The sequence below is a fragment of the Methylocystis sp. H4A genome (assembly GCF_015709545.1).
GTDB classification, from domain to species: Bacteria; Pseudomonadota; Alphaproteobacteria; order Rhizobiales; family Beijerinckiaceae; genus Methylocystis; species Methylocystis silviterrae.
Window position 1 is genome coordinate 176,035 of sequence record NZ_JADNQY010000023.1, and the last position, 26,626, is coordinate 202,660.

A 26,626-nucleotide genomic window follows, 5' to 3' on the forward strand; every position below is an offset into this window, starting at 1 on the left:
TTGCGCCTATTCGAGCGAGCAAGTGAACACGAGATTGGTGAGCGCCGAAAAGATCACTTGCGTGACGACCCAAAAGCCGATCAGCGACCAAGCGAGCTTGTATTTCTCGCGGCCATAAAAGAAGGCCCCTACGAGCGGCACGATGAGAAAGTAAAATTGCCAGGGCGTGCTGACGAAGGTGTCACAATACCAGAGATTTAGCTTTTCACTGACCATTTACTCTCACCTTGGCAGATTGGTTTCGCCCATCAGGAATTCGTCCACCGAGTGGGCGCATTGGCGTCCCTCGCGAATGGCCCAGACGACGAGCGATTGTCCGCGCCGCATGTCTCCGCAGGCGAAGATCTTCTCGCGAGACGCCCGATAGGCGCGCGTGTCCGCCGCGACATTGCCGCGCGAATCGAGATCGACCCCGAGCGTTTCGAGCAAGCCTTCCCGCACCGGCGACACAAAGCCCATCGCAAGCAGCACCAGATCGGCCTTAAGCTTGAAGTCGCTTCCGGGCTCCTCCTGCATTTTCCCGTCGACGCGCACGCAGCGCAGCGCCTTCACTGCGCCTTCCGCGCCTTCGAATTCGCGCGTCAGCACCGAAAATTCGCGCGACGAACCCTCGTCGTGTGAGGAGGAGGTGCGCAGCTTCAGCGGCCAGTCGGGCCACGTCTGCAGCTTGTTTTCCTTCTCGGGGGGAAGCGGCATGATTTCGAGCTGGGTGACCGAAAGCGCCCCCTGGCGCACCGAGGTGCCGATGCAGTCCGAGCCGGTGTCGCCGCCGCCGATGACCACGACATGTTTGCCGGTGGCCAGGATCGGCTCGTTGGTTGAGAGCGGCTCGCCCGAGACCCGGCGATTTTGCTGCGGCAGAAAATCCATGGCGAAGTGAACCCCGCGCAATTCGCGGCCGGGGATCGACAAATCGCGCGGCTGTTCGGCGCCGCCGGCGAGGACAACGGCGTCATGGCCTGCGACCAGATCGGCGGCGGTGAGATCGACGCCGACATGAACGCCGCAGTGAAACACCGCCCCTTCCGCCTCCATCTGCTGAACCCGACGGTCGATGAGATGCTTCTCCATCTTGAAGTCGGGAATGCCGTAGCGCAGCAAGCCGCCGGCCTTGGCTTGCTTTTCGTAGACATGCACGTCATGGCCGGCGCGCGCGAGCTGCTGCGCCGCCGCAAGTCCCGCCGGCCCGGCGCCGACCACGGCGATCTTCTTGCCTGTTTTGCGCTTGGGCGGCTCGGGAACGACCCAGCCCTGCTCGAATCCGCGGTCGATGATCGCGCATTCGATGGTCTTGATGGTGACCGGCTGGTCCTGGAGATTCAGCGTGCACGAGGCTTCGCAGGGCGCCGGACAGACGCGGCCGGTGAACTCCGGGAAGTTGTTGGTGGAATGGAGATTGACGAGCGCGCGCCGCCACTCGCCGTGGTAGACGAGGTCGTTCCAGTCGGGAATCTGATTGTTGACCGGGCAGCCATTGTGGCAAAACGGAATGCCGCAATCCATGCAGCGCGAGGCTTGGCTGCGCGTGGTCTCGTCCGACAACGGAATGACGAATTCGCGATAATGGCGAATGCGGTCGGCCGCCGGCTTATATTTGCGGTCATGCCGGTCGATCTCGAGAAACCCGGTCACCTTACCCATCTTGTCGCGCACCTCTCGCGCCGCGCGTCGCGGCGGCAACGGCAATTCTCATCGTCGCGGCAGTCTCGCGTGGAAAAGCCAATTCGCTTTTCCGAACGCCCTGAGCCGTCGCAATCTTGGATGTTTTCTAAACGCTTTCGAGGGGTCGCCGTCAAGCCGCGAAGCTTCCGCGTCATAAGCTGACGCTCGCCAGCATTCCACTATTGAGTGCTGGGGCGCATGCCGCGCGCCGTCGGCGCGATGCGGCGAGACTGATCCTCCTTAACGAGGGTGTGCAGCAATTTCACCTGCCGCTGAGCCTTCGCCTCATAAAGCGCTTCATCGGCCACCGCGAGAAGCGCCTCCGCGTCTGCGCCATGTTCCGTCACCAGAGCTATGCCGACGCTTACGCCGATCGTCGCCTGAACGCCGTCGCCGAGGTCATAAGGCGCCGATATGGAATTCGTCAGCCGGAGACTCAGCTCCGCCGCTTGCTCGCTCGTCAAACTCTTGGCGAGCACCACGAATTCGTCGCCGCCAATCCGCGCCGCCACGTCGGTCGCGCGCAAGGACTGGCGGAGGCGCTCCGCGACCGATTTGAGCAGCCTGTCTCCGGCGGCGTGTCCGTATGTGTCGTTGACGGTTTTGAAGTTGTCGAGATCAAGAAAAAGGACAGCCAAATCGCCGCCGTGCGTCGGCGCGTCTTTCAGATTCGCGTCAACCGCGGCGGCGAGCCCGACGCGGTTCGACAGGCCGGTGAGCGCATCATGCTTGGCGCGATGGTCGTTCAGGCGTTCGGCCTGCATCGTCGCAATAAGCATTTTGTTTAGGCTGTAGGCGGCGGCGATCATGGCGGCGAGATAGAGGGGCACCTGCAGAAATACAAGATAAAGCAACGGTTCGCCAGAAAGGGCGGCGCCCGGCAGGAACGGGCCGAGGCTCGTCAGGATCATTGCGCCGGCGAGACGCGGCGCGCCAAAATTACGAAATCCGATGCCGCCGACCATGGCGGACCCAGAGAGACAAGCGAGCGTCGCGGAAACCCAGTCGCCGCTCGCGAGGCTAATAAAGGCGCCGTAGCCGACGCCGCTGCTCCAGAAAAGCTGAAGCAGGAGATAAACATCGGTCGGCGTCGGGCGATACTCGAGAGCGGCGCGGCGCGAGACTCTCAGGACGATCAGACGCACGGCCCCGAGCACGATTTCAAAGACGAACCAAGCGATGAAGGGGAGCGTCTGCTCGCGCGCCGCGATCGCTCCCGACACGACGATCGTATTGATAACGCCGCCAAAGAAGACTGGCAGGGTTCCGAACAACCCGCCAATCAACGCCACTTGGATGTCGCGAGTCGCGCCATGACCCGGGTTCACGAGCCAGCGCATCGCAGGCCAGCCCGGCAAGCTGTAAACTCTAGAGTCCTCTCGCATCAGGCTTCCTGGCCGCCGTCAAGGAAAAACCGCCGAGTTTAAAGCAGGTTAGCCCGACTCCCTCTCTTTAACAATCACCACTGACAAAGGCAAAGGCTACGCCCAAGCATTCCGCTCATTCGTCGCCCAGGTCACTCGCCCGCAGCTTTCAGCTGTTGCGGCTGCTTTTTACGCGCGTTGAGTTCGTTGAGCGCGCGCCGATACTCGACCGGCATCACCTTACGGAACTTGCCCACGTAATTTGGCCAATCCGCCAGAATGTCGCGCGCCCGCGTCGAGCCGGTGTAGCGCAGGTGATTGGCGATCAGCTGCCGAAGCCGCTCGGCGTCGAAGCGCGTCATGTCGCTCATCACGTCGACGCGGCCATGGCCTTCCAGATCGCCGGACTGGTGATAGGTCTCGGTCATGACGGCCTCCTCGTCGCGCACCGGCTCGAGGTCGACCATCGCGAGATTGCAACGCGTCGAGAACGCGTCATCCTCGTCCAAAACATAGGCGATGCCGCCCGACATGCCGGCCGCGAAGTTGCGGCCGGTCTGCCCAAGAACCACCACGACGCCGCCCGTCATATATTCGCAGCCGTGATCGCCAACGCCCTCGACCACGGCGAGCGCCCCCGAATTTCTTACCCCGAAGCGCTCGCCGGCGACGCCTCGGAAATAGCATTCTCCGGCAATCGCGCCATAGAGAACGGTGTTGCCGACAATGATCGAATTCGAGGGGTCGATCTGCCCGGCGTCGCGCGACGGATAGATGATCAGTTTGCCGCCCGAGAGGCCCTTGCCCACATAGTCGTTGGCTTCGCCTTCCAGACGCAGCGTCACGCCGCGCGCGACAAACGCCCCAAAGCTCTGGCCCGCGGTGCCCGTCGCGCGAATGTCGATCGTGTCCTCGGGCAGTCCCGCATGGCCATAGATGCGCGCGACCTCGCCGGAGAGCATCGCGCCCGTGGCGCGATCGACGTTGCGGATCGGCGTTTCGATGGAAACCTTCGCGCCGCGATCGAGCGCCGCGCGCGCCTCGGCGATGAGCTTGTTGTCGAGGACTTTATCCAGGCCGTGATCCTGCGTCTTGCTGTGACGGATCGCTCCGCCTTCTCCCTGTGGCTTGAAGAACAGCTTGGAGAAATCGAGACCGCGCGCCTTCCAATGCGCAATCGCCTTCTCCTTGTCGAGCATTTGCATCTGCCCGATCATTTCGTCGAATCTGCGATAACCCATGGAGGCCATGAGTTCGCGCGCTTCTTCGGCGACGAAGAAGAAGAAGTTGATGACATGTTCCGGCAAGCCGACGAAGCGCTTGCGCAGAACGGGATCCTGAGTCGCGACGCCGACCGGGCACGTGTTGAGATGGCACTTGCGCATCATGATGCAGCCCGCCGCGATGAGCGGCGCCGTCGCGAAGCCGAACTCGTCGGCCCCAAGCAGCGCGCCGATCACGACGTCGCGGCCGGTGCGCAACCCGCCGTCGACCTGCACGGCGATGCGCGAACGCAAATTGTTCAGCACGAGCGTCTGATGCGTTTCAGCGAGCCCGATCTCCCACGGCGACCCCGCGTGCTTGATCGACGTCAGCGGCGAAGCGCCGGTGCCGCCCTCGAAGCCGGAAATCGTCACATGATCGGCGCGGCCCTTGGAGACGCCGGCGGCGACCGTGCCGACGCCAACTTCCGAAACGAGCTTCACCGACACGGCGGCGCGCGGATTAGCGTTCTTTAGGTCGAAGATGAGCTGCGCCAAATCCTCGATCGAATAGATGTCGTGATGCGGCGGCGGCGAGATCAGGCCGACGCCGGGCGTCGAATGGCGCACCTTGGCGATGACCGCGTCGACCTTGTCGCCGGGCAGCTGGCCGCCTTCGCCGGGCTTTGCGCCCTGCGCCATCTTGATCTGAATCATGTCGGCGTTGACGAGATATTCCGTCGTCACGCCGAAGCGGCCGGACGCCACCTGCTTAATGGCGCTTCGCATTGAATCGCCGTTCGGCAGCGGCTTGAATCGATCCGCCTCTTCGCCGCCCTCGCCGGTGTTCGATCTGCCGCCGATGCGATTCATGGCGATGGCGAGCGTCGTATGCGCCTCGCGCGAGATGGAGCCAAACGACATGGCGCCCGTCGAGAAGCGCTTGACGATCTCGTTTGCCGGCTCGACCTCGTCGAGCGGAATCGGCTTCCGACCGTCCTCCTCGGCGCCTTTGACGCGGAACAGCCCGCGCAGATTGAGAAGCTTCTCGTCCTGCTCATTCAGCAGCTTGGCGAAGGCGCGATATTTGTCTTGCGCATTGCCGCGCACCGCATGCTGCAGCAGCGACACGGTTTGCGGCGTCCAGCTGTGGGCTTCGCCTCTGATGCGGTAGGCGTAATCGCCGCCGACGTCGAGCGCCTCCTTGTAGACGGGCGCATCGCTGAAGGCGAGGCGATGGCGACGCACGGTCTCGCGCGCGATCTCTTCGAGCCCGACGCCTTCGATGCGCGTCGTCGTGCCGGTGAAGAATTCGTCGATAAAGCTTTGCGCAAGGCCGACGGCGTCGAAGATCTGCGCGCCGCAATACGACTGATAGGTGGAGATGCCCATCTTGGACATCACCTTGAGAATACCCTTGTCGACCGCCTTGATGAAGCGCTTGACGGCGGTCGGACCGTCGACGTCGGAGGGAAACTCCGCCGCCGAAGCGATGAGCGTTTCAAACGCAAGATAGGGGTTGATCGCCTCGGCGCCGTAGCCCGCGAGACAGCAGAAATGATGCACCTCCCGCGCCTCGCCGGTCTCGACGACGAGGCCGACGGAGGTGCGCAGCCCTCTGCGGATCAGATGATGATGCACCGCCGCGGTCGCGAGCAGCGCCGGGATCGGAATGCGGTCCGGACCGACCATGCGGTCCGAGAGAATAATGATGTTGTAGCGGCCGCTGACCGCCTCCTCGGCGCGCTGACATAGCCGCTTGATCGCCGCATACATGCCTTCGGCGCCCTTTGTGGCGTCGTAAGTGACGTCGATCGTCTTGGTGTCGAAACTATCTTCGATCGTGCCGATCCAGCGGATCTTTTCAAGGTCCTCGCTCGTCAAGATCGGCTGGCGCACTTCGAGGCGCTTCTTGTTCGCCGAGCCTTCATGGTCAAGGATGTTGGGCCGAGGGCCGATGAAGGAAACAAGGCTCATGACCAGCTCTTCGCGGATCGGATCGATCGGCGGATTGGTCACCTGCGCGAAGTTCTGCTTGAAATAGGTATAGAGCAGCTTCTCCTTGTCGGAGAGCGCCGACACGGGCGTGTCCGTGCCCATCGACCCGATCGCCTCCTGGCCTGTGACGGCCATTGGGAAAAGCAAAAGATCGAGGTCCTCCTGCGTGTAGCCGAAGGCCTGCTGACGGTCGAGCATCGACACGTCCCATCGCGCGGGACGCGTATCGACGGGCTTTAGATCCTCGAGCTGAATTTGCGTGCGCGCCAGCCACTCCTTGTAAGGGTGAGAGTTCGACAGCTCCTTCTTGATCTCGTCGTCGGAAATGATGCGTCCCTGCTCCAGATCGACCAGCAGCATCTTGCCAGGCTGGAGACGCCACTTGGTCACGATCTTCTCTTCGGGAATCGGCAACACGCCCATTTCTGAAGCCATGACGACGAGACCGTCGTCGGTGACGAGATAGCGCGCAGGCCGCAGCCCGTTTCGGTCGAGCGTCGCGCCGATCTGGAGCCCGTCGGTGAAGGCCATGGCGGCCGGACCGTCCCACGGCTCCATGAGCGCCGCGTGATGCTCGTAGAAAGCCTTGCGGTCGGCGTCCATCAGCGGATTGCCGGCCCAGGCTTCCGGAATAAGCATCATCACCGCATGCGCGAGCGAATAGCCGCCGCGCACGAGGAATTCGAGCGCATTGTCGAAGCAGGCGGTGTCGGACTGGCCCTCATAGGAGATCGGCCATAGCTTGCTGATCTCGTCGCCAAACAGCGGCGAGGAGACCGACGCCTGGCGCGCCGCCATCCAGTTCAGATTGCCGCGCAGCGTGTTGATTTCGCCGTTATGCGCGACGAAGCGATAGGGATGCGCAAGCCGCCAGGAGGGGAAGGTGTTCGTCGCGAAGCGCTGATGCACAAGCGCCAGCGCCGAGATAAAACGCTCGTCCTTGAGATCGAGGAAATATTCGCCGAGCTGCGAGACGAGCACCATGCCCTTATAGACGATGGTGCGCGAGGAGACCGAGACGGCGTAAAACTCCCGTCCACCGTTGCCGAGCCTGTAAATTTCGTTCGAGGCCGCCTTGCGCGCAAGATAGATGCGCCGCTCAAAGATGTCGGCGTCAGCGACGTTCGGCCCCCGCCCGATGAAAATTTGCGCGTGATGCGGTTCGACCGCCTTCACCGCCTCGCCGAGATCGCTCGAGTCGACGGGAAGATCGCGCCAACCAAGAACGACGAGCCCCTCTTCTTCGATCGCCTTTTCGATGATGCCGCGCGCGCTTGCGCGCGTCTCGGGATCGCGCGGCAGGAAAAACTGCCCGATGGCGTAATCGCCGGGGCCGGGAAGCTCTACGCCGAGCTTCGCGCACTCCGCTTTGAAGAACTCATGGGGGATCTGAAGCAGGATGCCGCAGCCGTCGCCGAGCTTCGGATCAGCGCCGACCGCGCCCCGGTGATCGAGATTGAGCAATATTTGCAAGCCCATCTCGACAATGGCGTGCGACTTCTCGTTGCGCATGTTGGCGACGAAGCCCACCCCGCAGGAATCATGCTCCTTGGCGGGGTCATAAAGCCCTTGCGCCTGCGGAAGAGCGGGGTCGCGGCCGAGCGGCTGCGGTCCGGCTTCAGCGAAGTGCTCGGCGGCTTTCGTCATTTCGGCGTCTCCTCGACAGGACCGAGCGCCTTTTCCTGCGCCCCTCCCGCCCGCTCATCGAACCATAAAACTGTCGTCGGCGTGACCTAAATCGTCGCAGCCCGACTCTCGCATTCCCGTAACGCAGGTTTCGCAACGATTGCGAAACCCTCGCGTCCTCGTCTCGCGACCGGGCGCAAGGCAAGGGACGCGCCACTTTGCGAGCCCTCTCATTTACGTTGGCCGGGGCGCGTGTCGAGCGGCGACCATGAAAATGAAACAGAGCTTCCAAAAGCGAGCGCCGCTTTAAGGTCAGCAACGCTGACATATCTGCGGGCTAAATTACTGCCAGATTTGCGCTGAAGTGACAAGCAACCGCTTGGGCTTTGGGCGCTTGGCGGTCCAATGCTCGCCGCAATGTTGTCAGAGCATCCGCGCGGCCGAGAGGGCTTATAGGGAAGAAACAATGCGGTCATTCAATGGGAAAGCGGTTTTGCCGTTCGTGTTGGCGCTGGCGGCAAGCGCCGCCGTTCCGCAGCACGCCTTCGCGCAGTTTTTCTTTCGGCCGTTCGCCAACATCTTCCGCACTCGAATTCCCGACGAGGGTCCGCCGGCCTTCGCCTCCCGTCCCGCCGTCGCTTCGATCCTCGGGCGCACCGGCTTTCAATTGGTCGGACCGCTCGGTCGCCGAGGCGATCAGATCGTCGCCACCGGCGTCAGTCGCCGCGAGGGCGAGATGCGCTTTATCATCGATCCCTACGAGGGCCGCATCTTGCGCGCGGTGAGACTTGGCCCTCCGCCGATGTATGATCGCGGGCCACATTATGGCGGCGCTTACGGACCTTCAGGCGGCGATGCTTATGGCGCGCCCCCCTCGACCGGCGCAGCTCCATACCCGCCCCCGGGCGTCGGCAGTCCCGGGGCGGTCGGCCCGGCTGCGGATCGCGGACGCCAGCAGCCCGGCGGCGCAGCTTTGGCGGATAAGGCGCCAAATAGCGCCAGCCAACAGCGCGCTCGGGCGGCGCAGAAAACCGCGGCGCCGAAGAGTTCGCGCGCAATCGCCCCGACGACGAAGCCCATAGCGCCCCCCGGGGCGCCGATTGCGATCGCGCCGGCCGCCTCCCCTGCTCCGGCGCCGTCCGCGGCTACGCCGATCGAGCCCAAGACCGCGCCGGCCGCCCAGTCGCAGGAGCCCAAGCCGAACGCTCAGAGCGCCAAGACGGCGCCCGCGCCGAGCACGGAGACGGCGCCCGCGCCAAGCACGGAACAGAAGGGCGCCGATTTAACGGCTACGCCTCCGGCGGCGACAGCCGATAAGACCGCTGGCGACAAGCCGGGCGCCGCTTCGGCTCCGTCAGAACTGAAGTCGAACGAAGCCAGCGCCCCCGCGCCGGCGCAAGCGGCCCAGGGGCTGCAGCCAACCACGGAAAGCTCAGCTAAGCCGGCGCCGACTTCTGCTCAAAAGGCGCCGGACTCTGGCGCGACTCCGCCGTCGGCGCAGGCCGCCAAGGAAACGCCAGCCGATAAGCCGGCGGATTCGGCGTCTGTGGAGCCGAAAGCCGAGCCCGCAAGCGCGCCGCCGCAAGCGCAAGCGACGCAGCAGTCGCCGCAAAGCCCTGAAAGCGCCCCCACATCGCCGGCGCCGGTCTCGGCTGATCATGCGCCAAGCGCTGCTCCCGTGGGGCAGATCGCCGAAAAGCCCGCCGCTCCGTCGCAAAGCGTGTCCACGCCCGCGAAGCGCGCAGCGGCCGTCCGCGCCGCCGGAGGCTCCTCGCGCCGGGCGATCGTCCCGCCATCAGGCGCGAGCGGCACGACTGCCGTGACCCCGACGGCGTCGACGCCGCCGGCTTCCGCCCCGATGGGTTCAGCGACGGCGAAGACGCCCGAGGACGCCGCAAAACCGAAGACCGGCGGATAGCAAGAGAGGCGCCCGAAAGGGCGCCTCTGGCATTTTCTTCGAATGTTCCGCCGTTACTTTACGCAGCCTTGGACTCGACGATCGTCGCGGACGGCGTCGTCACGCCGATGTCGATGCGGCGTGGCTTCTGCGCCTCCGGAATCTCGCGGACGAGGTCGACGTGCAGCAAGCCGTTGACGAGGCTGGCGCCGGTTACGACCACATGGTCGGCAAGCTGGAACCGACGTTCGAACGCCCGTGCGGCGATGCCCTGATGCAGGACCGCGCGGCCGTCGGAAGGCTGCGCCGGCTCTTTCGAGCCTTTGACGGACAGCGTGTTTTCCTTGGTCTCGACGGACAGTTCCTCGCGCGAGAAGCCCGCGACCGCGAGGGTCACGCGATAGGCGTTCTCGCCCGTGCGCTCGATATTGTAAGGCGGGTAGCTTTGGGACGTCTCGAAGCCGCTGGCCTGATCGAGCAGGTTGAACAGACGGTCGAAGCCGACGGTCTGACGGTACAGCGGAGAGAGATCGAACTGACGCATGACATATCCTCCAGTTGAGCGACATGCGGCGCGCTAGCGTTATCGCGCCGCGCCTCTTAGCGCGTCCGTTACGGCCCGCGCTGGCAACGATTTAAGAAGCGCTGCGGCGTCGTTCAAGAGGCCCCGGCAGGATCCGGCGACACAGAATTTCAGGCCGGCAGCGAATGGCGCTCGGGCGCGCGAAACGGCGACTCGAGAGCCAGCACGAGCCTGACCAGATCCGCCTGACGGCTCGCGCCGGTCTTCTGGAAGATGCTTTTCAGATAGCCCTTGACGGTTCCTTCGCTGAGACCAAGCGCGCGCGCGGTCGCCGGGACGCCGCCCACTTCGGCGATGGCGAGCAGCACCGAACTCTCGCGGGCGGTGAGGCCGAACACGCCCGCGGCGACCGCTCCACTTTCGCTGGAGTTGAGGGCGAGCCTGCGCATGAACAACGCCGACAATCCCTTCGACAGCGGCAGCACATGCATCACGCAGCAGCGCGACTCCCCGCGTTTCACCATGATCGCGAAGGCTTCCGCATCGGCCCCGCCGATCCGAGCGAGCGCACGCTCCAATGCCTCCTTCGCGCGCGGATCGCGCACAGTCAGCGTTTCGCCGCAGATCGCCAGCGCATCGCCTTCGCCGAACATCTCGTCGGCGCTGCGATTCCTATGGACGATGCGCATCCTGCTGTCGACGACAAGCACGGGGGACGTCAGCTCCTCGAACAATTCGACAAGAGCGGATGTGTCAGACGCCGGCTTGTGCCGCGCGATGGCCTTCGCGAGATGCGGCAGAAGCGCCTCAAGGCGCCCCTTCGCCTCGATGTCGTCGAGACCCGCGGCCTCATCGCGAAAGGCGACGAATAGGCAAACGCCCGTCTCGGATCGGTGAATGACTCCGCCGATCATATCGGCGAGGCCGAAGGGCGCCATCCAGCGCTGGTAGGCGCCGCTTTGATGTAGTTCGTCCCGCGAGACGAAGTCTTCCGCCGAGAACGCCCGACCGACGCCAATCTCGGCCAGCACACGCGCCTTGATCGGATCGAGTTTGCGATGATTGCGGAGATATTCGACGATCCACGCTTTCTCAGCACGTGTCGAATGCTTGAGCTCCAGCAGCGCCGAACAACGGTCTTCGAACAGCAGCGCTGCAAAGCGCGCATCTAGCAATCGCGCGATCTCGTCGAGCGCATGGGGCCAATGCTGGGCTTCGGCGCCCGCGGCTTTGATCGCCACGATGACGCGCGCATCCGCATCTTTCGTCGAGGTCATGTCTTCACCCGGTGCGACCTCTCGCCACACCTTCGCAAAGCCGGTCTTCGCGATGGCGCTTGCCGCACAGCGAAACGTCACACTGCCTTGGAGCCCTAGAAGAATCTGTAGAAACGCCAGGGCGCCAATCACTCGCAGCTTAGCGTCTGTGTTGCGCAACTGCAACAAGGACAAGAATTTACGCAAATGCCGAGCGCCACCCTCCCGATCGGGGGGAAACGGAGAAAAACGTAGCGGCTAAGTTGCACAAAATGAATCGGCGCGGCGGCATGGCGACTTCGGCTTCAATGACGACAGCAAAGACGGACGCACGGAAAGGCCTACGCGCCTTTCTTGCTGCGACGCTTTTCGTCGTTTCGGCATTGTTGCAGACGACGATCGCGCCGCATGCGGCCCTGTCGGCGACGCAAGAGTTCTGCGTCACAAGTCACGCCGCTGCGGACGAGACGGCGCCGAGCGGCGCGCCGGCGCTCGGCTGGCATGCGCATTGTGGCGCCTGCCCAATCGCCGCGGCGCCGATCCTTTCCGAAAAGCCGCCGATCGCGCGGCTCGAACAGCCGCCAACCCCGCTTGTCTATTTCGACTCCTGGCCTTTCGAACCGCGAGAACGACGCCGGCCCGGCGAAACGCGCTCGCGCGCGCCTCCCACGCTCTCCTGACGAAACAAAACACGCACCGTTTCAACCGCCGTTCGCCGGCGGATCAGGAGAACTCATTCAATGTACCGTCCCGCCCTACTGCGCGGCGCAAGCGCTTGCGCGTTGATCCTCGCCTCGCTTGCGACCGCCACGGCCCAAGTCTCTCTTCCGCAGATCGTCGTCGGCGCGGCGCAGAGGGCGCCAACCACGCCGCCGCAGGACAAGGCCGACGAGACCGTCGTCACGCAGAAGGAAATCATTGAGGAGAAGCCGCCGGAGACGGATACGGCGAAGCTTCTCGAGCATCAGCCGGGCGTCAGCGTGCAGACAGGCGGCGGCGTTTCCGGCCTCCCGGCGATCCGTGGTCTCGCCGACGATCGCCTGAAGATTGTCGTCGGCGGCGTGCAGGCCACGTCCTCCTGCGCCAATCACATGAATTCGCCGTTGAGCTACACCGATCCGAATACGATCGGTCGAGTTGAAATCGTGACTGCGGTCTCGTCAGTCAGCAAAGGCGGCGATTCAATCGGCGGCTCGATCCTCGTCACCCCGAAATCGCCGGTCTTTGCGACGCCGGTCGTCGCGCCGGGGGTCGTCGGTCCGGGCGGCGCGCCGGTGTCGCCGATCGTCGCTGCAAGCCCCTACCCGCCTGTTCCCTATCTGCCGCTGCCGGTTCCAGGGACGCTGCGATTTGGTCCCAACAATGAAGTGCTGGCGACGGGAACGATCTCGGCCTTCTTCCGCGGCAACAACAACGGCGTCGGCGTTTCCGCGAACATCAACATGGCCAACGACCATTGGAGCCTTCTCTACAACGGGTCCTGGCAGCGGGCGACGAACTATCACGCCGGCGGCAACGGCGACAAAGTTCTCTCAACGGGCTTCATGTCCGAGAATCACGCCGTCACGCTCGGCTACCAGAACGAAGGGCATCTGTTCACCTTCCGCGGCGCCTATCAGAACATCCCCTACCAGGGCTTTCCGAACCAGCGCATGGATATGACGCGCAATCGCTCCTATTCGCTGGACGCCCTCTACAAGGGCGCCTTCGAATGGGGCACGCTGGAGGCGCGCGCCTACTGGCATCAGGTCTTCCACAAGATGGGATTCCTGGAGGACAGATTCTGGCTCAATCACCCGATGATCGCGCTCGGCCGCGACTTTGGCTATTCGGTAAAAGCGGAAATTCCATACAGCGATCAGGATCTTTTCCGCATCGGCAATGAGTTCCACGGCTATCGCCTGCAGGACTACTGGCCTTCCGATCCCACCGGTTTCACGCAGGGGTTCGCCACGCCGCCCGGCAGTTTGAGCCGGCCTTTCGCGAATGTGAACATCAACGGCGGCCAGCGCAACCGATTTGGCACGTATGCCGAATGGGAGCGCCGCTGGACGACTCAGTGGTCCAGCCTGATTGGCGTGCGCAACGACATCGTCTGGATGGACACTGGTCCTGGCCAGAGCTACACGCCCTTTATCTTCCCCAACTCACCCCTGCTCGCGCGCGCGAATAATTTGGCGGTCAATATCTTCAACGCGCAAAATCGCGCGCGCACCGACATCAATTTCGACATGACCGCTCTGGCGCGCTATGAGCCGGAACCTGGCAGCCTTTACGAGTTCGGCTATTCGCGCAAGACGCGCTCGCCCAATCTCTATGAACGCTACACCTGGCCGGTGGCGGGCCCGTTCACGGCGATGTTCAACTGGTTCGGCGACGGCAATGGGTATACCGGCAACCTCAATCTGAAGCCGGAAGTGGCGCACAATGTCGCATTCACCGGCGCTTGGCGCGACATGTCCGGCGCAAACAATTGGGAAGCGCGGATCTCGCCCTTCTACACCTATGTCGAGAACTATATCGACGGCGCTAGAACCGGCGGAACCTTCAATCAGTTCCCGGTGGCGAATTCCTATATTTTCCAGATCATGCAGTTCCGCAACTTCAACGCGGAGCTCTATGGCGTCGACGGCTCGGGCAGAGTGAAGCTGCATGAATCACCCGAATACGGCAGGCTGCAGGCGGTTGGCGTCGTCAGTTTCGTCTATGGACGAAATCTCGACATCGGCAATCCGCAGTATTGTCCGCCGGGCAACGGCTTGTGCTCCGTCGCGTCCTTCCTGATCAAGAAGGGCGACGGTCTATGGAACCTGATGCCGGCCAATGCGCGCATTACGCTGGAGCATCAGATCGGCGGATTGAGCATGGCCGCCGAAACGCAACTCGTCGCGCCCAAGGATCACGTGTCGGCGAACAAGGGCGAGTTCACGACCCCGGCATACGCGCTGCTCAATCTCCGCGCCGCCTATGACTGGAGCAATATGCGCATCGACCTTGGCGTCGACAATGTCACCGATGCGCTTTACTCGTTGCCGCTTGGCGGGTTCGACTTGACGAACTATTCGCGCAATGCGTTCCTCTTCGGACGCAATGCGGGTCTTGCGAGCGTGCGTCAGGTGCCCGGCATGGGTCGGAACTTTTATGCCGGACTGACCGTGAGGTTCTGACCGCGACGCTCTATTTTCAAAGGCGGCGCGCTATTGCGCCGCCTTTCCTTTGGATGCTTATGATGCGGCGATCTCTCCTTGTGACCCTTTTGCTCTGCGCTTCGCTTGCATCGGCGCACGCCGAGATCATTGGCGCGAATGCGTCGCGCGCTGTCACCGAGGACGAGATGAAGGCCTCTCTCGGGGAGGTCGATCTCATCGGCGCAAATGGCGCGCCGCTCGATCTGCGCGCGCTGATGGCGAACGGCCGGCCGACGCTCGTAAGCCTTTGGGCATATTGGTGTCCGAATTGTCTCGCTGAAATGAAAGGCTTCAAGGCGATCGCCGCCGCCTGCCCGGATCGCTGGAACATCGTCTTCGTCTCGGCGCGCGCGAGCGATTACGCCAAGGATGCGACGAAGTTCAAAACCTACGGCCTGCCCTGGAAAATCTTTCGCGTTGGCGATTCCACCAGGACGGACGTTTCAAAAGCCATGAGCGCCCGGGCCTTCTATGGCGCGACGGCCGACGGCGGCGTCGTTACCCCTCTCCACTATTTCATCGGCGCGTCCGGACGGGTCGACGCTATCGTCAACGGCAGACTGAACTTCGCGGAACCCCAACGTCTCGCCGCCTTCTGCGCCGATTGAAACGGCGCCGTTCGGTCTTGTCGCCAAAATGCATTATCTTGGCGCGAAGAATCGGCTCTGAAGCGCCGAGGAGAGCCCATGCGAGAACTTGTCGCGTCGCCCGGCAACCCGATCCCCGAGGGCGCCGCCGTTTACACCCTGAAGACGCGGGACGGCCGGCGATTGCGCGCCGCCGCTTTTCCCTGCAGCGAGAGGGCGCGCGGCACCGTGGCGCTGTTTCAGGGCCACAATGAGTTCATCGAAAAATATTTCGAGACCATCGAGGAGTTGCGCAGCCGCCGCCTCGACGTGGTCGCGCTCGATTGGCGCGGCCAGGCCGGCTCGGAACGCGAACTCGCCGACCCGCGCAAGGGCCATATCGACGACTTCTCGCAATATCAGCGCGATCTGGAGGTTTTCATCTCCCAGGTGTTGAGCGACCGGCCGCAGCCCTGGTTCGCCCTCGCCCATTCGATGGGCGCGGCCATCCTGTTGGACGCGGCGCATGCAGGAAAAACGCCGTTCCAGCGCTTCGTGCTGACCGCTCCCATGATCGATCTCGCCAATCTGCGGTTTCCGCGCGCCTCACGCTGGCTCGCTGACACGCTCGACATGTGCGGACTGGGCGGCATGTACATTCCGGGCGGAACCGGCGCCTCCTTTATCGAGAAGCCCTTCGAAGGCAATCTGCTGACCACCGATCGGGTCCGCTTCGAACGAAACGCCGCCATTCTCAGGGTGGCGCCGCAGCTCGCCATCGGCGATCCGACGATCGGCTGGGTCAACGCCGCCTTCCGTCTCATGAGGGGCTTCGAATCGCCGGACTATGCCCGAAGCATCCGCGCGACCATCCTGATGTTCGGCTGCGGGCGCGAGATGATCGTCTCCAACGCCGCCATCGAGCGTTTTGCTCAAAATCTCGACAGCGGCGCTCTCGCGATGGTCCCCGGCGCCAAGCACGAACTCATGATGGAGCGCGACGAGTTTCGCAGTCAGTTCTGGCGCGGCTTCGACGCTTTCATTCCGGGCGAAGCGCGCGTCTCATAGAGCGCGCTGAGCGCACGCTCTAAACTTTGAGATCAATCACGCTGCAGTGCAGCCTGGCCTAATCGCCGAGCAGCTTCAACGCCTCTTCGTGCAGCGCCGGGTCGCCCGCCGCGACGATGGCGCCGCCCAGCGCCGCCGCGCCGCCGCTCCAGTTGGTGACGACGCCCCCCGCGCCCTCGATGATCGGAATCAGCGCGACGATGTCGTAGGGGTGCAAATTCGTCTCGATGACGAGGTCGACATGGCCGGCCGCAAGCGCGCAATAGGCGTAGCAGTCGCCGCCGTAGCGGGAAAGCCGCGCCCCACGCTCAACGCGGTGAAAATGCTCGCGCAGCGCCGGATCGATCAGCAGCGGCGATGTCGTCATCAGCGTCGCCTGCGCGAGCTTTGGACAGTGGCGCGAGGCAATCCTGCGCGTCTCAAGAACGCCGCGCGCGCCTTCCGGCCCGCGCGCCGGCCCGCGCCAATACGCGGCCTCGCCGTCGCCGAAGAACCGCTCTCGGGTAAACGGCTGGCTCATCAGGCCGTAGCAGGGGCGGCCGCGATGCGTGAGGCCGATCAGCGTGCCCCACAGCGGCAGGCCGCAGATGAAGCTCTTGGTGCCGTCGATCGGATCAAGCACCCAGACATATTCGGCGTTTTCGCGTAAGTGTCCGAATTCCTCGCCATAGACGCCGTGGTCGGGGAAGGTCGCCTCAATCAGCCGCCGCATGGCGAGTTCGGCGCCGCGGTCGGCTTCCGTGACGGGATCGAACGCCCCGCCATGCGCCTTGTCGTCGGCCGCGAGCGCGGTCCTGAAAAAAGGCATGATGGCTTCCGCCGAAACGTCGGCGAGGCGCTCAACGAACTTCTCGAAATCAACGGCGGTCATGCCAGCTCCCAGCGGGGCGCGTCGAGCGCCCGGCTATTCGGCCGCCGCCCGCCGCTCGCCGCCCAAAATCTCGCTCAAGTCTTCGTGCCGCGCCACCATCGCCATGACGTCCGCAAGATCGCGGGCGATGGCGTCGAAGCGCTCGTTCTTCTGGAGCGTAGACTCGTCCATGTAAAGACCACGCGACACTTCGATCTGCAGCGCGTGCCAGCCCCCGACGGGCTTGCCGTAATGCTCGGTAATAAAACCGCCCGCGTAGGGCCGATTGCGCATGACGTGATAGCCCCGGCCGCGCAATCGATCCTCGACGACGTCGACGAGTCCGGTGGAGGCGCTGGCGCCGTAGCGGTCGCCAATGACGAAGTCGATGCGCCGCTTGTCGCCCCGCGTCGAAAGCAAGGGATCGCGGGCGCCGGTCGAAGGCATCGAATGGCAGTCGATCAGCACGGCGACGCCAAAACGCGCCGCAGCGCGCTCCATCAGGCCGCGCAAGGCCGCATGGTAGGGCTTGTAGAGGCTGTCGATGCGCCGCAAGCCCTCGTCGAGCGTGAGGCGGCTTGCATAGATCTCGCGCGCGTCGGCGACCACGCGCGGGATCGTCCCAAGTCCGGCCGCGACGCGCAGAGAGCGCGTATTGGCGAAGGACGGCAAAGCGCCGTCGAAGAGCTTGGGGTCGAGTTCGTAGGGTTCGCGATTGAGATCGAGATAGGCGCGGGGAAAGCGCGCCCGCAGCAGAGGCGCTCCCATGGATGAGGCCGAGGCGAAGAGATCGTCGACATAGGCGTCTTCCGAACGGCGCAGCGTCGCCGCGTCGAGCGGCGTCGCGGCGAGAAAGCGCGCAGGATAGATCCGCCCGGAATGCGGTGAGGAAAAGACCAGCGGCGAAACGAGCGTGTCCGGCTCGATGATGTCGAAGGCGCGTTCAAATTCCGGTTCGCAGCAGGGCGTCGCCGTCGAGTTGGTTTCGCGCCACTCGCGCATGCCGTCGTTCATTCGTTTTTCTCGTTTCCGCGCCGCGATCGCCTCTTCAGACCAGCGCCGGCGTGGCGGATCAGCTCAAAAAGGACGATGCGTCGCGCTATACTGGGCGCTAAGTTAACGCGGCGCCACCCCGGTTTCACCTGAAATTTACGAAGCTCGGGCGATATGGCTAAAAACCCGCGAGGATGGCGATGAACGATAGACCGACCGCAAGAATTCTGCTTGCGGAAGACGACAACGACATGCGGCGCTTCCTGGTCAAAGCTTTGCAGCAGGCCGGTTTCTCCGTCACCTCATTCGACAACGGGCTTTCCGCTTATGATCAGCTGCGGGTCGAGCCCTTCGAACTCCTACTGACCGACATCGTCATGCCCGAGATGGACGGAATCGAACTCGCTCGCCGCGCGACCGAACTCGATCCCGACATCAGGGTCATGTTCATCACCGGCTTCGCCGCCGTGGCGCTCAACCCCGACAGCCACGCGCCGCGACAGGCGAAAATCCTCTCCAAGCCCTTCCATCTGCGGGATTTGGTTACCGAGGTGCACAGAATGCTTGCGGCATAAGCGCTTTAGATCACGCTGCTTTTGGACCTGATCGCCCAAATGCAGATCACACAGCGCGCTCTAGGCGCAGGCTTCACAGATCGCGGCGACATGGCGGTCGTCCGTCCCGCAACACCCGCCCAGGATGCGCAAGCCGGGATATGTCTCGCGCAATCTCCGATATCTGCGGCCGAGATCGATCGGATCGCCCGAGTCGAGCGTTTCCGATTCGTCGAGCTCGGCGTGGCTTTTTCTCGAAGCGTTGGCCTTGACGCCGAGCAGCCGATTCATCCACGGCGCGTCCGTAGAGAGCGCCTGCTCGAAATGCGTCGGATGGGCGCAATTGATCATGTAATAGGCAGGCGCCGCGTCGGTTTCGCGGTCCACCGTCTCGACCGCGTCGCGCAAGCTCCGCCCGCCGATAAGTTTGCCGTCGGTCTCCACCGTGAAGGAAATTGAGCAGGGCATGGCGCGCGCGCGGGCGGCGCGGGCGATCCCGATCGCCTCCTCGACAGAGCTCAGAGTGTAGGCAGCGACCATGTCGGCGGCCGTTTGGGCGAGGGAGGCGATCTGCGGCGCGTGATAGTCTTCCGCTTCCGTGGCGCTCATGCGCCCTTCCGCGTAGCCGTCTCCTCGCGGCCCGATCACGCCGGCGACGACGATCGGCGTTTGAGCCGTCTCCCAGGCCTGCCGAAGTTCGTCGAGCAGCGCGATCGATGCTTCATTGATGCGCTTCAGCCCTGCCGCGTCATAGCCAAGCTTCGCGCCCCAGTCGGGATTCGCGCGCCAGGTCGGACTGTCCAGAATCAAGCCGCGTCCGTGGCGCCGCGCGATCGCGAGGTAGCGCTCATAATAGGCGCGCAGCCGCGCCCGGCCCTCCTCACTGTCGAGCAGGACAAACGACGCGAAATGCGGCAACTCGACGCCCTCATGAAAGATCAGCGTCGTCTCCATGCCGCCGTCGCTAACAAAGAGACCAGGCTTCAGCTGCGGCAGATCGGCTCGGTATCCGGTCATTTTCTATATTCCTCGCCTGTGGCGCCCGGCCGCTAGGGGCCAACTTGCCCATTTGCCCGCAGTGCGTTATCAGCGCCAGCAAATTCGCTTGTTTCGAACGGCCGACCCCGCGCCGCTGCGGCGTGGGTCTTCAGTCGTTTCCATCGCAAAAAGGATGCATCGCTATGAAAAAGGACATCCACCCCGGATATCACACGATCAAGGTCGTGATGACCGACGGCACGGAATTTACGACCCGTTCCACCTGGGGTAAGGAGGGGGACACGATGCACCTCGACATCGACCCGAAGACGCATCCGGCCTGGACGGGCGGGTCGACGCAACTGCTCGACCGCGGCGGACGTTTGTCGCGCTTCAACTCCCGCTTCGGAAATCTCTCTTTCGGCAAGAAATAAAAAGAAGGCGGCGGTCGAACCGCCGCCTCCAGTTGGTTCGCCTGAAGGATATTACTGGGCGAAAGCGGCGCGCAGCCTCGCGATCTGCGCTTCGACCGGACTGGAAGCCGGCGCCGGCGTCGCGAGCGCCGGCTCGAGAGCATGGATCAGCCGGTCAAGGTGGATAATCCGCGCTTGCAGACGCAGCGACTGCAGCGACAGCTCACGCAGGCGCAGTGGCAGGCGCTGGAAGAGTTCGGGGGCCGAGGCGAGCTCCTGCTCGCGAAGCTTGACGCGATGCCGGTTGCTCGCCGCCTGATGGCGCGTCAGCTCTCCCTGATTCACCGCGCGCTGCAGCAACAGCCAGGACGCAATCTGCATCAGCCTTGTGGTCAGCCGCATGCTCTCAGCCGCATAGGCGAGAGCTTCGGTCCGCGGCAGCACCTTCGCGTCGAGACGTCCGTCGCCGTCGAGATAGGAGGCCGCCTCCTCCACGAGGCTCATTCCTTCGCGAAACAGAGCGCAAAAGCCCTCCGATCCCGCCAGTCTCTCGATGAAAGAGACCGGCTGCTTCTCGCCCACGCTGCCTTTGACTCGAGCCATACGAACGTTCACGCAAATTGGACGCGGGTGCGTCTCCGATGGCTTGAACTGTAACGCAGAGGACGGAGGGGCGCGCGCTTAGCCTTTCTTTAACCTTAACGGGAGGCCTTCGCCGAGCCGAACGCAAAAAGAGAGCCGCGACGGCGGCTCTCAAGGCTTCTTGACAGGGAGGCATCAAGGACGAGTGGAGAAGAAGCCACTCGGATGTCCCGCTTAAGGGACCCATTCAGGCTGCACGACAATCCTTAATTTAACGTTAACGCGCGCCAAACTGCCCCTGTGTCGAGCGTTTTTGGCCGATGGAGACGAAGCGGGCGGCAAAAGAGCTTCCCATCGCGGGGGCCGGTTAGCGCCGCTCGCCAGCATCGGCGACAAAAAGAAACGCCGACCCAATTACCGGACAACGCCTCAGGTCAACCCAACGTTCTGTCAATCAAGCCGAAAAAGGGACTGGCTCCAGGGCGAAAACTGGCGCATTTGAACAACCCTCCGCATGCGTCCCCGGGCGCCCGCCGCGCTCGAAAAGCGTTGAACCTCCCACAACCCTCCCCCTAGGCTCTCCTAAAATGATTCGCTCCGCCTTGATGAATGTGATGACCGCCGCCGCCCTGAAAGCGGGACGCGGCCTTAAACGCGATTTCGGGGAGGTGGAGAACCTTCAAGTATCGGTGAAGGGTCCGGGCGATTTCGTGAGCGCGGCCGACAAGCGCGCCGAGAAGACTCTGTTCGACGAGCTGTCGAGGGCGCGCCCCGGCTATGGCTTCATTCTGGAGGAAGGCGGCGTCGTCGAAGGTTCAGACAAGAGCCACCGCTGGATCATCGATCCGCTCGACGGCACCTCGAATTTCCTCCATGGCGTTCCGGTCTTCGCCATCTCTATTGGCCTGGAGCGCGAGGACCGTCTTGTCGCCGGCCTCGTCTATAATCCCGCCACCGACGACATGTTCGTCGCCGAGCTGGGCCAGGGCGCCTATTTCAACAATCGCCGCATGCGCGTCGCGGCGCGGCGGTCGCTCGGCGAGTCCATGGTGGCCTGCGGAATTCCGCCGCTGGCGCGGGTTCGCGACCATGAATCCTTCAAGCGCGAGCTTGCAGCCGGCATGGGAAAGATCGCCAATATTCGCCGCTTGGGCGCCGCGGCGCTCGATCTCGCGATGGTCGCCTGCGGGCGTTTCGACGGCTATTGGGAGCGCGGCATTAGCTCGTGGGACGTAGCGGCGGGAATCGTGCTCGTGCGTGAAGCCGGCGGCTTCGTCAGCGACTTTTCGGGCGGCGCAGACATGCTTGGGAAGGGCGAGATCTGCGCCGGCAATGAGGCGATTCATCGCCAGCTGCTCGATTTGATGAGGAAGGCATGAACGCGCCGACCGCACATGCGTCGCTGAATCTGCGTTCGCGCGTCGATGACGACTGGCCTTTCATTCTCGACGTTTGGGTCACCGCTTGGCGGGCCACCTACCCCGAGATCGACTTCGAGGCGCGCCGCGACTGGCTCCAACGCCGCCTTCGAGAGCTGGAAGCGACTGGAGCGGTGACGCTCTGCCTGTTTGACGCTCAGTCGACGCTTGCGGGCTTCGTCGTGATCAATCCGGCGGACGGATGGCTCGATCAGATTTGCGTCGCTCCCGATCGATTCGGCGCAGGCTGCGGAGCCTCGCTGCTGTCTGCGGCGCGAAACGTCTCGCCAAGGCTTATTCGGCTAGACGTCAATGCGGACAACGCTCGCGCCATCCGTTTTTACGAACGTGACGGATTTTCGCGCGTCGGGCGCGGCGCGAACACATTGTCCGGGCGCGAAACCATCATGATGGAATGGCGACCGCAGGGAGAATAACAATTCTCGCCTGCCGGGTTTTCATTGGGCGTCCGCTCCTATAATATTCATCGCGCATTCGAGTTTCGGCCGAACGATCTTGCTCTCTCGTCTCAAGACGCGCGGCGCCTGACCTTTCCCAAGCTTCGATTGACTGAGAAGAACGCAGCGATCCGCAGCGTTCCCGCTATTTTGAAAGGAAAAGCCATGCCGACAGGCGCCGTAAAGTGGTTCAACGCACAAAAGGGCTTCGGCTTCATTCAGCCGGATGCCGGCGGCCAGGACGTCTTCGTTCACATCAGCGCCGTCGAGCGCGCAGGCCTCGACAGCCTCGCTGAAGGCCAGAAGGTTTCCTACGAGCTCGTCGTGGACAAGCGTAGCGGCAGATCCTCCGCCGATAAGCTGCAACTGCAGGACTAGACTTCGCCGCCTTGGCGCTGCTCGCCCAGATGTGCGATGCGGATCATGTTTGTCGCGCCCGGCGTGCCGAAAGGCATGCCGGCGACGATGATGACCCGGTCGCCAGGGCCGCCGAACCCCTCGCTCTCCGAATATTCGCAGGCGCGGCCCACCATATCTTCAATGTCGACAGCGTCGCGCGTCTCCAGCGCGTGCACGCCCCAGACAAGCGCCAGACGACGGGCGGTGTCGCGCTTCGGTGTCAGCGCGAGAATTGGCGACTGCGGCCGTTCGCGGGCGATGCGCAGCGCCGTCGAGCCGGATGACGTCCAGGCGATGATCGCCTTCGAATGAAGCGTTTGCGCCACGTCGCGGGCGGCGACGGCGATGGCGTCGGCTGAGGTCGGATTGGGCAATTCGCCGCGCTGAGCATTGATGATCGAGCGGTAGATCGCGTCCGTCTCGACCTCTTCCGCGATCCGGCTCATGGTGGCCACGGCTTCATGCGGATATTGCCCCGCCGCACTTTCGGCGGAGAGCATGACGGCGTCCGCGCCTTCAAAGACGGCGGTGGCGACGTCGGACACCTCGGCGCGCGTCGGCAAGGGCGACAGGATCATCGATTCGAGCATCTGCGTCGCGATGACGACCGGCTTGCCCAGCCGTCGCGCTGAACGGTTGATGCGTTTTTGAAGTCCAGGGACGCGCTCGAGCGGCACTTCGACGCCAAGGTCGCCGCGCGCCACCATCAGCGCGTCAGAAACCTCGATCACCTCCTCGAGCCTAGAAATCGCTTGCGGCTTCTCGATCTTCGCCATGACCATCACTCGGCCTTGCGTGATCTGCTTCACTTCAAGGACGTCTTCGGGACGCTGGACGAAGGAGATCGCAACCCAGTCGACGCGCTCTTTGAGCGCGGCGTCGAGATCGGCGCGATCCTTGTTGGTCATCGAAGTGATTGGAATTTCGGTATCGGGAAGGCTGACGCCCTTGCGGTTCGAGAGGCGCCCAGCGACGTCGACGACGGCGTGCGCCCGCTCCGGAGACGTCTCGACCACATGCAGCCGCACGCGGCCATCGTCGATGAGGATCGAATCATTGACCTTGAGCGCCGCTAAAATCTCAGGATGCGGCAGGCGCACGCGCGTGACGTCGCCGGGTTTGGGATCGCTGTCGAAGACGAAGACGTCGCCCTTGCGCAGATGCACTGAGCCTTCCTCGAAGGCGCCGATGCGCAGCTTCGGGCCCTGGAGATCGACGAGCACGGCGATCGCGCGCGAGATGTCGTTCTCAATTTCGCGGATAATCCGAACATAGCTGGCGAGCCCGGCATGATCCGTGTGGCTCATGTTGATGCGGAAGACGTCGGCGCCGGCGCGCACGAGCCCCGCGATGACCGCTTTGTCGACCGTCGCCGGACCAAGCGTTGCGATAATTTTGACGCGCCGCGACCTTCTCATGATGAAGCAGTTCCTGAATTGAGTTATTGCGCGGGCGCGGCGTTGGGGTCAGTGAGCTGAACCGTCCAGCTCTTCGCGTCCCGTCCCGTGTCGATTTCGAAAAATCCGGTTCGATCAAAACCGCGCGCGAAACAGTCCTCTCGGCCGTCGATGCGGAATTCCCGATCACGCGTGCACATGAACGCCTTACCCTTCCACTCGCCGCCGCGCTCGTCCATCGCGTAGACATAATAATATTGGGCGGCGAGCGGACCGCGCAGAAGCGTTTCGCAAACGCTCGGCCGAAGGTTCCACCAACCCTCCGACAACCAGTTGCGCCCGTCGGTATAAGCGATGGCGACGCTGACGCGCGCGCTCGTGTTGTTGCACAGACGAAAATCCGCTCGGGCCGGCCCGGCGGCGCAAAACGTTAGAGCGGCAACAAGAACGGCGCGTCGAATCATATCTTTAGCGAGGCCTGGAGGGGGCTGAAGATAGCTCGCTGACGCGCGCGCAAGCGGCGCAGCGGGCGGTCCTGCAAACCATGCTTGCGAGTCTTTGTCCACCCCGCGGCCTCGGAGTTTCGCCGCGCCGCCCGCCCCGCCGACGCGCCCGCCTTGCAATCCGCCGGAACAAAGCAATCGGCCTAATGTTTAGGACCCGTACGCGCTTGCGTGCTCGGGAGGCAGGAAAATGGAAAAGTCTGAAGTCCTCACCACGTTGAATGAGCTGGCCGAAATCAGTCGTGACGGCGAGCAAGGGTTTCTGGCCGCGGCTGAAGACGTCGAAAATCCGACGCTAAAGACTGTGTTTCGCACGGCGGCCGCGCGCTGCGCTGAAGGCGCGAGGGAACTCGAATCGAAGATCGTCAGCTTAGGCGGCGAACCTTCGAAGAGCGGCTCCATGACCGGCGCCATGCACCGTGCTTGGACAAATCTGAAGGCCGCCCTGACAAGCCGTTCGGAACAGGCGGTGCTGGAGGAGGTCGAGCGCGGCGAAGACGCCGCCAAGGACGCCTATCAGCAGGCCATCGCGCAGCCTCTCCCTCCGGAGATCCGATCGATGGTCCAGCGCCAGTATCAGGGTGTGAAGGAAAACCACGACCGCGTGCGCAGCCTGCGCGACGCGGCGTAACAACCCACTTTCTTTTCGAACGAAGCATGAAGGAAGTGACGCGCGCGTCACTTCCTTCCTTGCAGCGCCCGCGCCGCGCTGAGCGCGAAATAAGTCAGGACGCCTGAGGCGCCGGCGCGCTTGAAGGCGAGTAGACTTTCGAGCATGGCGCGTTCGCCGTCGATCCAGCCGTTTTGCGCAGCCGCGGTAATCATCGCGTATTCGCCCGACACCTGATAGGCGAATGTCGGCGCCCGGTAGACGTCGACGACGCGTCGCACAATATCGAGATACGGCATTCCCGGCTTCACCATCACCATATCGGCGCCCTGCTCGAGGTCGAGGCCCACTTCGCGTAGCGCTTCGTCGGAGTTGGCGGGGTCCATCTGATAGGTGCGCTTGTCCCCTCTGAGCGTCTTGCTGGTGCCAATCGCGTCACGGAACGGCCCGTAAAACGCCGACGCATATTTCGCGGCGTAGCTCATGATCTGCACGTTTTCGAAACCCTCGGCGTCCAGCGCGTTGCGGATCGCTTCGACGCGTCCATCCATCATATCCGAGGGCGCAATGATGTCCGCGCCTGCGCGCGCTTGGGTGACCGCCTGCCGCGCCAGCACGGCGACGGTCGCGTCGTTGACGATCTCGTCGCCGACGAGCAGGCCATCATGCCCATGGCTCGTGTAAGGATCGAGCGCGACATCGGTAATGAGGCCGATGTCGGGAACGGCGCTCTTGATCGCCTGGCAGGCGCGGCAGACGAGATTCTCGGGATCGAGCGCCGCGCTCGCGATTTCGTCGCGCAAGTCCGGATCGGTATAGGGGAACAGCGCAACGGCGGGCACGCCGAGCGCGGCCGCCTCTGCGACGGCTTCAACCGCCGCGTCGACCGAGTAACGGAACACGCCTGGCATCGAGGATACGGGCTCGCGTCGATCCGATCCGTCGATCAAGAAGAGGGGCCAGATGAGGTCCGAGACCTCAAGCGCGTTTTCCCTGACGAGACGGCGCGCCCATTCGCTCTTCCGATTCCGACGCGGGCGCTGCAGCAGGCTCAGCCGCGCTGCTGCTTCGACGGGCTTTCGTGCATCGTTCATGGCGTCTCCGCTCTCTGGGCTCGCTGA

At 63.4% G+C, this 26,626-nt stretch carries 24 protein-coding genes; 11 read left to right on the top strand and 13 right to left on the bottom strand.

Translation table 11 applies throughout. The annotated features are described in order from the left end of the window. Positions 1-6: 6 nt before the first annotated feature. From IYW40_RS10015 to gltB, 4 genes are all read right to left on the bottom strand, one after another. Entirely contained in the window at positions 7-216 is a 210-nt protein-coding gene (locus IYW40_RS10015) for a hypothetical protein (RefSeq protein ID WP_196400500.1), read from the bottom strand. 6 nt (positions 217-222) lie between these two features. Next, on the bottom strand, positions 223-1,641 hold the full coding sequence (locus tag IYW40_RS10020; protein ID WP_196400543.1) for a glutamate synthase subunit beta: 1,419 nt from the start codon (positions 1,639-1,641) through the stop codon (positions 223-225). 200 nt (positions 1,642-1,841) lie between these two features. Next, complete coding sequence (locus IYW40_RS10025; protein WP_246720745.1) at positions 1,842-3,002, bottom strand: GGDEF domain-containing protein; 1,161 nt, start codon at positions 3,000-3,002, stop codon at positions 1,842-1,844. A gap of 176 nt (positions 3,003-3,178) precedes the next feature. Then, positions 3,179-7,873 carry a glutamate synthase large subunit gene (gltB, locus tag IYW40_RS10030; protein ID WP_196400502.1) on the bottom strand — a complete coding sequence of 1,565 codons (4,695 nt, stop codon included), beginning with the start codon at positions 7,871-7,873 and terminating at the stop codon, positions 3,179-3,181. Between the two features lie 445 nt (positions 7,874-8,318). Here gltB and IYW40_RS10035 point away from each other — a divergent pair, with 445 nt between their 5' ends. Next, positions 8,319-9,770, top strand: coding sequence for a hypothetical protein (locus IYW40_RS10035; protein WP_196400503.1), 1,452 nt, complete (start codon positions 8,319-8,321; stop codon positions 9,768-9,770). Positions 9,771-9,828: 58 nt separating this feature from the next. Here IYW40_RS10035 and IYW40_RS10040 read toward each other — a convergent pair whose 3' ends face one another. Further along, a complete protein-coding gene (locus IYW40_RS10040; RefSeq protein WP_124738506.1) occupies positions 9,829-10,293 on the bottom strand; it encodes an Hsp20 family protein in 465 nt (154 codons plus the stop codon). Positions 10,294-10,442: 149 nt separating this feature from the next. Continuing rightward, positions 10,443-11,549, bottom strand: a complete 1,107-nt coding sequence (locus tag IYW40_RS10045) for a helix-turn-helix transcriptional regulator (protein ID WP_196400504.1) — start codon at positions 11,547-11,549, stop codon at positions 10,443-10,445. Between the two features lie 287 nt (positions 11,550-11,836). Between IYW40_RS10045 and IYW40_RS10050 the strand changes: the two genes are divergently transcribed. The 4 genes from IYW40_RS10050 to IYW40_RS10065 all read left to right on the top strand — a co-directional run bounded on the left by IYW40_RS10050 (position 11,837) and on the right by IYW40_RS10065 (position 16,350). Beyond that, positions 11,837-12,208, top strand: a complete 372-nt coding sequence (locus IYW40_RS10050; protein WP_246720746.1) for a hypothetical protein — start codon at positions 11,837-11,839, stop codon at positions 12,206-12,208. A gap of 60 nt (positions 12,209-12,268) precedes the next feature. Then, complete coding sequence (locus IYW40_RS10055) at positions 12,269-14,695, top strand: TonB-dependent receptor plug domain-containing protein (protein ID WP_196400506.1); 2,427 nt, start codon at positions 12,269-12,271, stop codon at positions 14,693-14,695. Between the two features lie 80 nt (positions 14,696-14,775). Further along, positions 14,776-15,324: a TlpA disulfide reductase family protein gene (locus IYW40_RS10060; RefSeq protein WP_348644266.1), complete on the top strand. Its 549-nt coding sequence runs from the start codon at positions 14,776-14,778 to the stop codon at positions 15,322-15,324. A gap of 78 nt (positions 15,325-15,402) precedes the next feature. Continuing rightward, entirely contained in the window at positions 15,403-16,350 is a 948-nt protein-coding gene (locus IYW40_RS10065; protein ID WP_196400508.1) for an alpha/beta hydrolase, read from the top strand. Between the two features lie 58 nt (positions 16,351-16,408). Here IYW40_RS10065 and hisN read toward each other — a convergent pair whose 3' ends face one another. After that, positions 16,409-17,221 (bottom strand): histidinol-phosphatase, encoded by an 813-nt coding sequence (gene hisN, locus IYW40_RS10070; protein ID WP_196400509.1) that lies wholly within the window; start codon positions 17,219-17,221, stop codon positions 16,409-16,411. Between the two features lie 33 nt (positions 17,222-17,254). Continuing rightward, positions 17,255-18,214, bottom strand: a complete 960-nt coding sequence (locus IYW40_RS10075) for an N-formylglutamate amidohydrolase (RefSeq protein WP_196400510.1) — start codon at positions 18,212-18,214, stop codon at positions 17,255-17,257. A gap of 179 nt (positions 18,215-18,393) precedes the next feature. Between IYW40_RS10075 and IYW40_RS10080 the strand changes: the two genes are divergently transcribed. Continuing rightward, a complete protein-coding gene (locus IYW40_RS10080; protein WP_026223012.1) occupies positions 18,394-18,768 on the top strand; it encodes a response regulator in 375 nt (124 codons plus the stop codon). A gap of 60 nt (positions 18,769-18,828) precedes the next feature. Here IYW40_RS10080 and IYW40_RS10085 read toward each other — a convergent pair whose 3' ends face one another. Continuing rightward, complete coding sequence (locus IYW40_RS10085) at positions 18,829-19,764, bottom strand: homocysteine S-methyltransferase family protein (protein ID WP_196400511.1); 936 nt, start codon at positions 19,762-19,764, stop codon at positions 18,829-18,831. 164 nt (positions 19,765-19,928) lie between these two features. Between IYW40_RS10085 and rpmE the strand changes: the two genes are divergently transcribed. Then, positions 19,929-20,159: a 50S ribosomal protein L31 gene (rpmE, locus tag IYW40_RS10090; protein ID WP_196400512.1), complete on the top strand. Its 231-nt coding sequence runs from the start codon at positions 19,929-19,931 to the stop codon at positions 20,157-20,159. A gap of 51 nt (positions 20,160-20,210) precedes the next feature. Here the strand turns inward: rpmE and IYW40_RS10095 are convergent, their stop codons facing one another. Next, on the bottom strand, positions 20,211-20,741 hold the full coding sequence (locus IYW40_RS10095) for a DUF1465 family protein (protein WP_196400513.1): 531 nt from the start codon (positions 20,739-20,741) through the stop codon (positions 20,211-20,213). 566 nt (positions 20,742-21,307) lie between these two features. Between IYW40_RS10095 and IYW40_RS10100 the strand changes: the two genes are divergently transcribed. The 3 genes from IYW40_RS10100 to IYW40_RS10110 all read left to right on the top strand — a co-directional run bounded on the left by IYW40_RS10100 (position 21,308) and on the right by IYW40_RS10110 (position 22,974). Further along, on the top strand, positions 21,308-22,099 hold the full coding sequence (locus IYW40_RS10100; RefSeq protein WP_196400514.1) for an inositol monophosphatase family protein: 792 nt from the start codon (positions 21,308-21,310) through the stop codon (positions 22,097-22,099). Then, positions 22,096-22,575 (top strand): GNAT family N-acetyltransferase, encoded by a 480-nt coding sequence (locus IYW40_RS10105; RefSeq protein WP_196400515.1) that lies wholly within the window; start codon positions 22,096-22,098, stop codon positions 22,573-22,575. The genes IYW40_RS10100 and IYW40_RS10105 overlap by 4 nt, the downstream gene beginning before the upstream one ends. 186 nt (positions 22,576-22,761) lie before the next feature. After that, positions 22,762-22,974, top strand: a complete 213-nt coding sequence (locus IYW40_RS10110) for a cold-shock protein (RefSeq protein WP_014893040.1) — start codon at positions 22,762-22,764, stop codon at positions 22,972-22,974. On the opposite strand, the gene pyk is transcribed toward IYW40_RS10110, so the two are convergent. Continuing rightward, complete coding sequence (gene pyk, locus IYW40_RS10115; RefSeq protein ID WP_196400516.1) at positions 22,971-24,413, bottom strand: pyruvate kinase; 1,443 nt, start codon at positions 24,411-24,413, stop codon at positions 22,971-22,973. The genes IYW40_RS10110 and pyk overlap by 4 nt on opposite strands. Positions 24,414-24,436: 23 nt before the next feature. Then, the gene (locus IYW40_RS10120) at positions 24,437-24,856 is read right to left on the bottom strand and encodes a DUF1036 domain-containing protein (RefSeq protein WP_196400517.1); all 420 of its coding nucleotides are present in this window, start codon (positions 24,854-24,856) and stop codon (positions 24,437-24,439) included. 229 nt (positions 24,857-25,085) lie between these two features. Here IYW40_RS10120 and IYW40_RS10125 point away from each other — a divergent pair, with 229 nt between their 5' ends. After that, positions 25,086-25,526 carry a PA2169 family four-helix-bundle protein gene (locus tag IYW40_RS10125; RefSeq protein ID WP_175094475.1) on the top strand — a complete coding sequence of 147 codons (441 nt, stop codon included), beginning with the start codon at positions 25,086-25,088 and terminating at the stop codon, positions 25,524-25,526. A gap of 47 nt (positions 25,527-25,573) precedes the next feature. On the opposite strand, the gene hemB is transcribed toward IYW40_RS10125, so the two are convergent. Next, positions 25,574-26,599 carry a porphobilinogen synthase gene (gene hemB, locus IYW40_RS10130; RefSeq protein ID WP_175094476.1) on the bottom strand — a complete coding sequence of 342 codons (1,026 nt, stop codon included), beginning with the start codon at positions 26,597-26,599 and terminating at the stop codon, positions 25,574-25,576. Between the last annotated feature and the right edge of the window lie 27 nt (positions 26,600-26,626).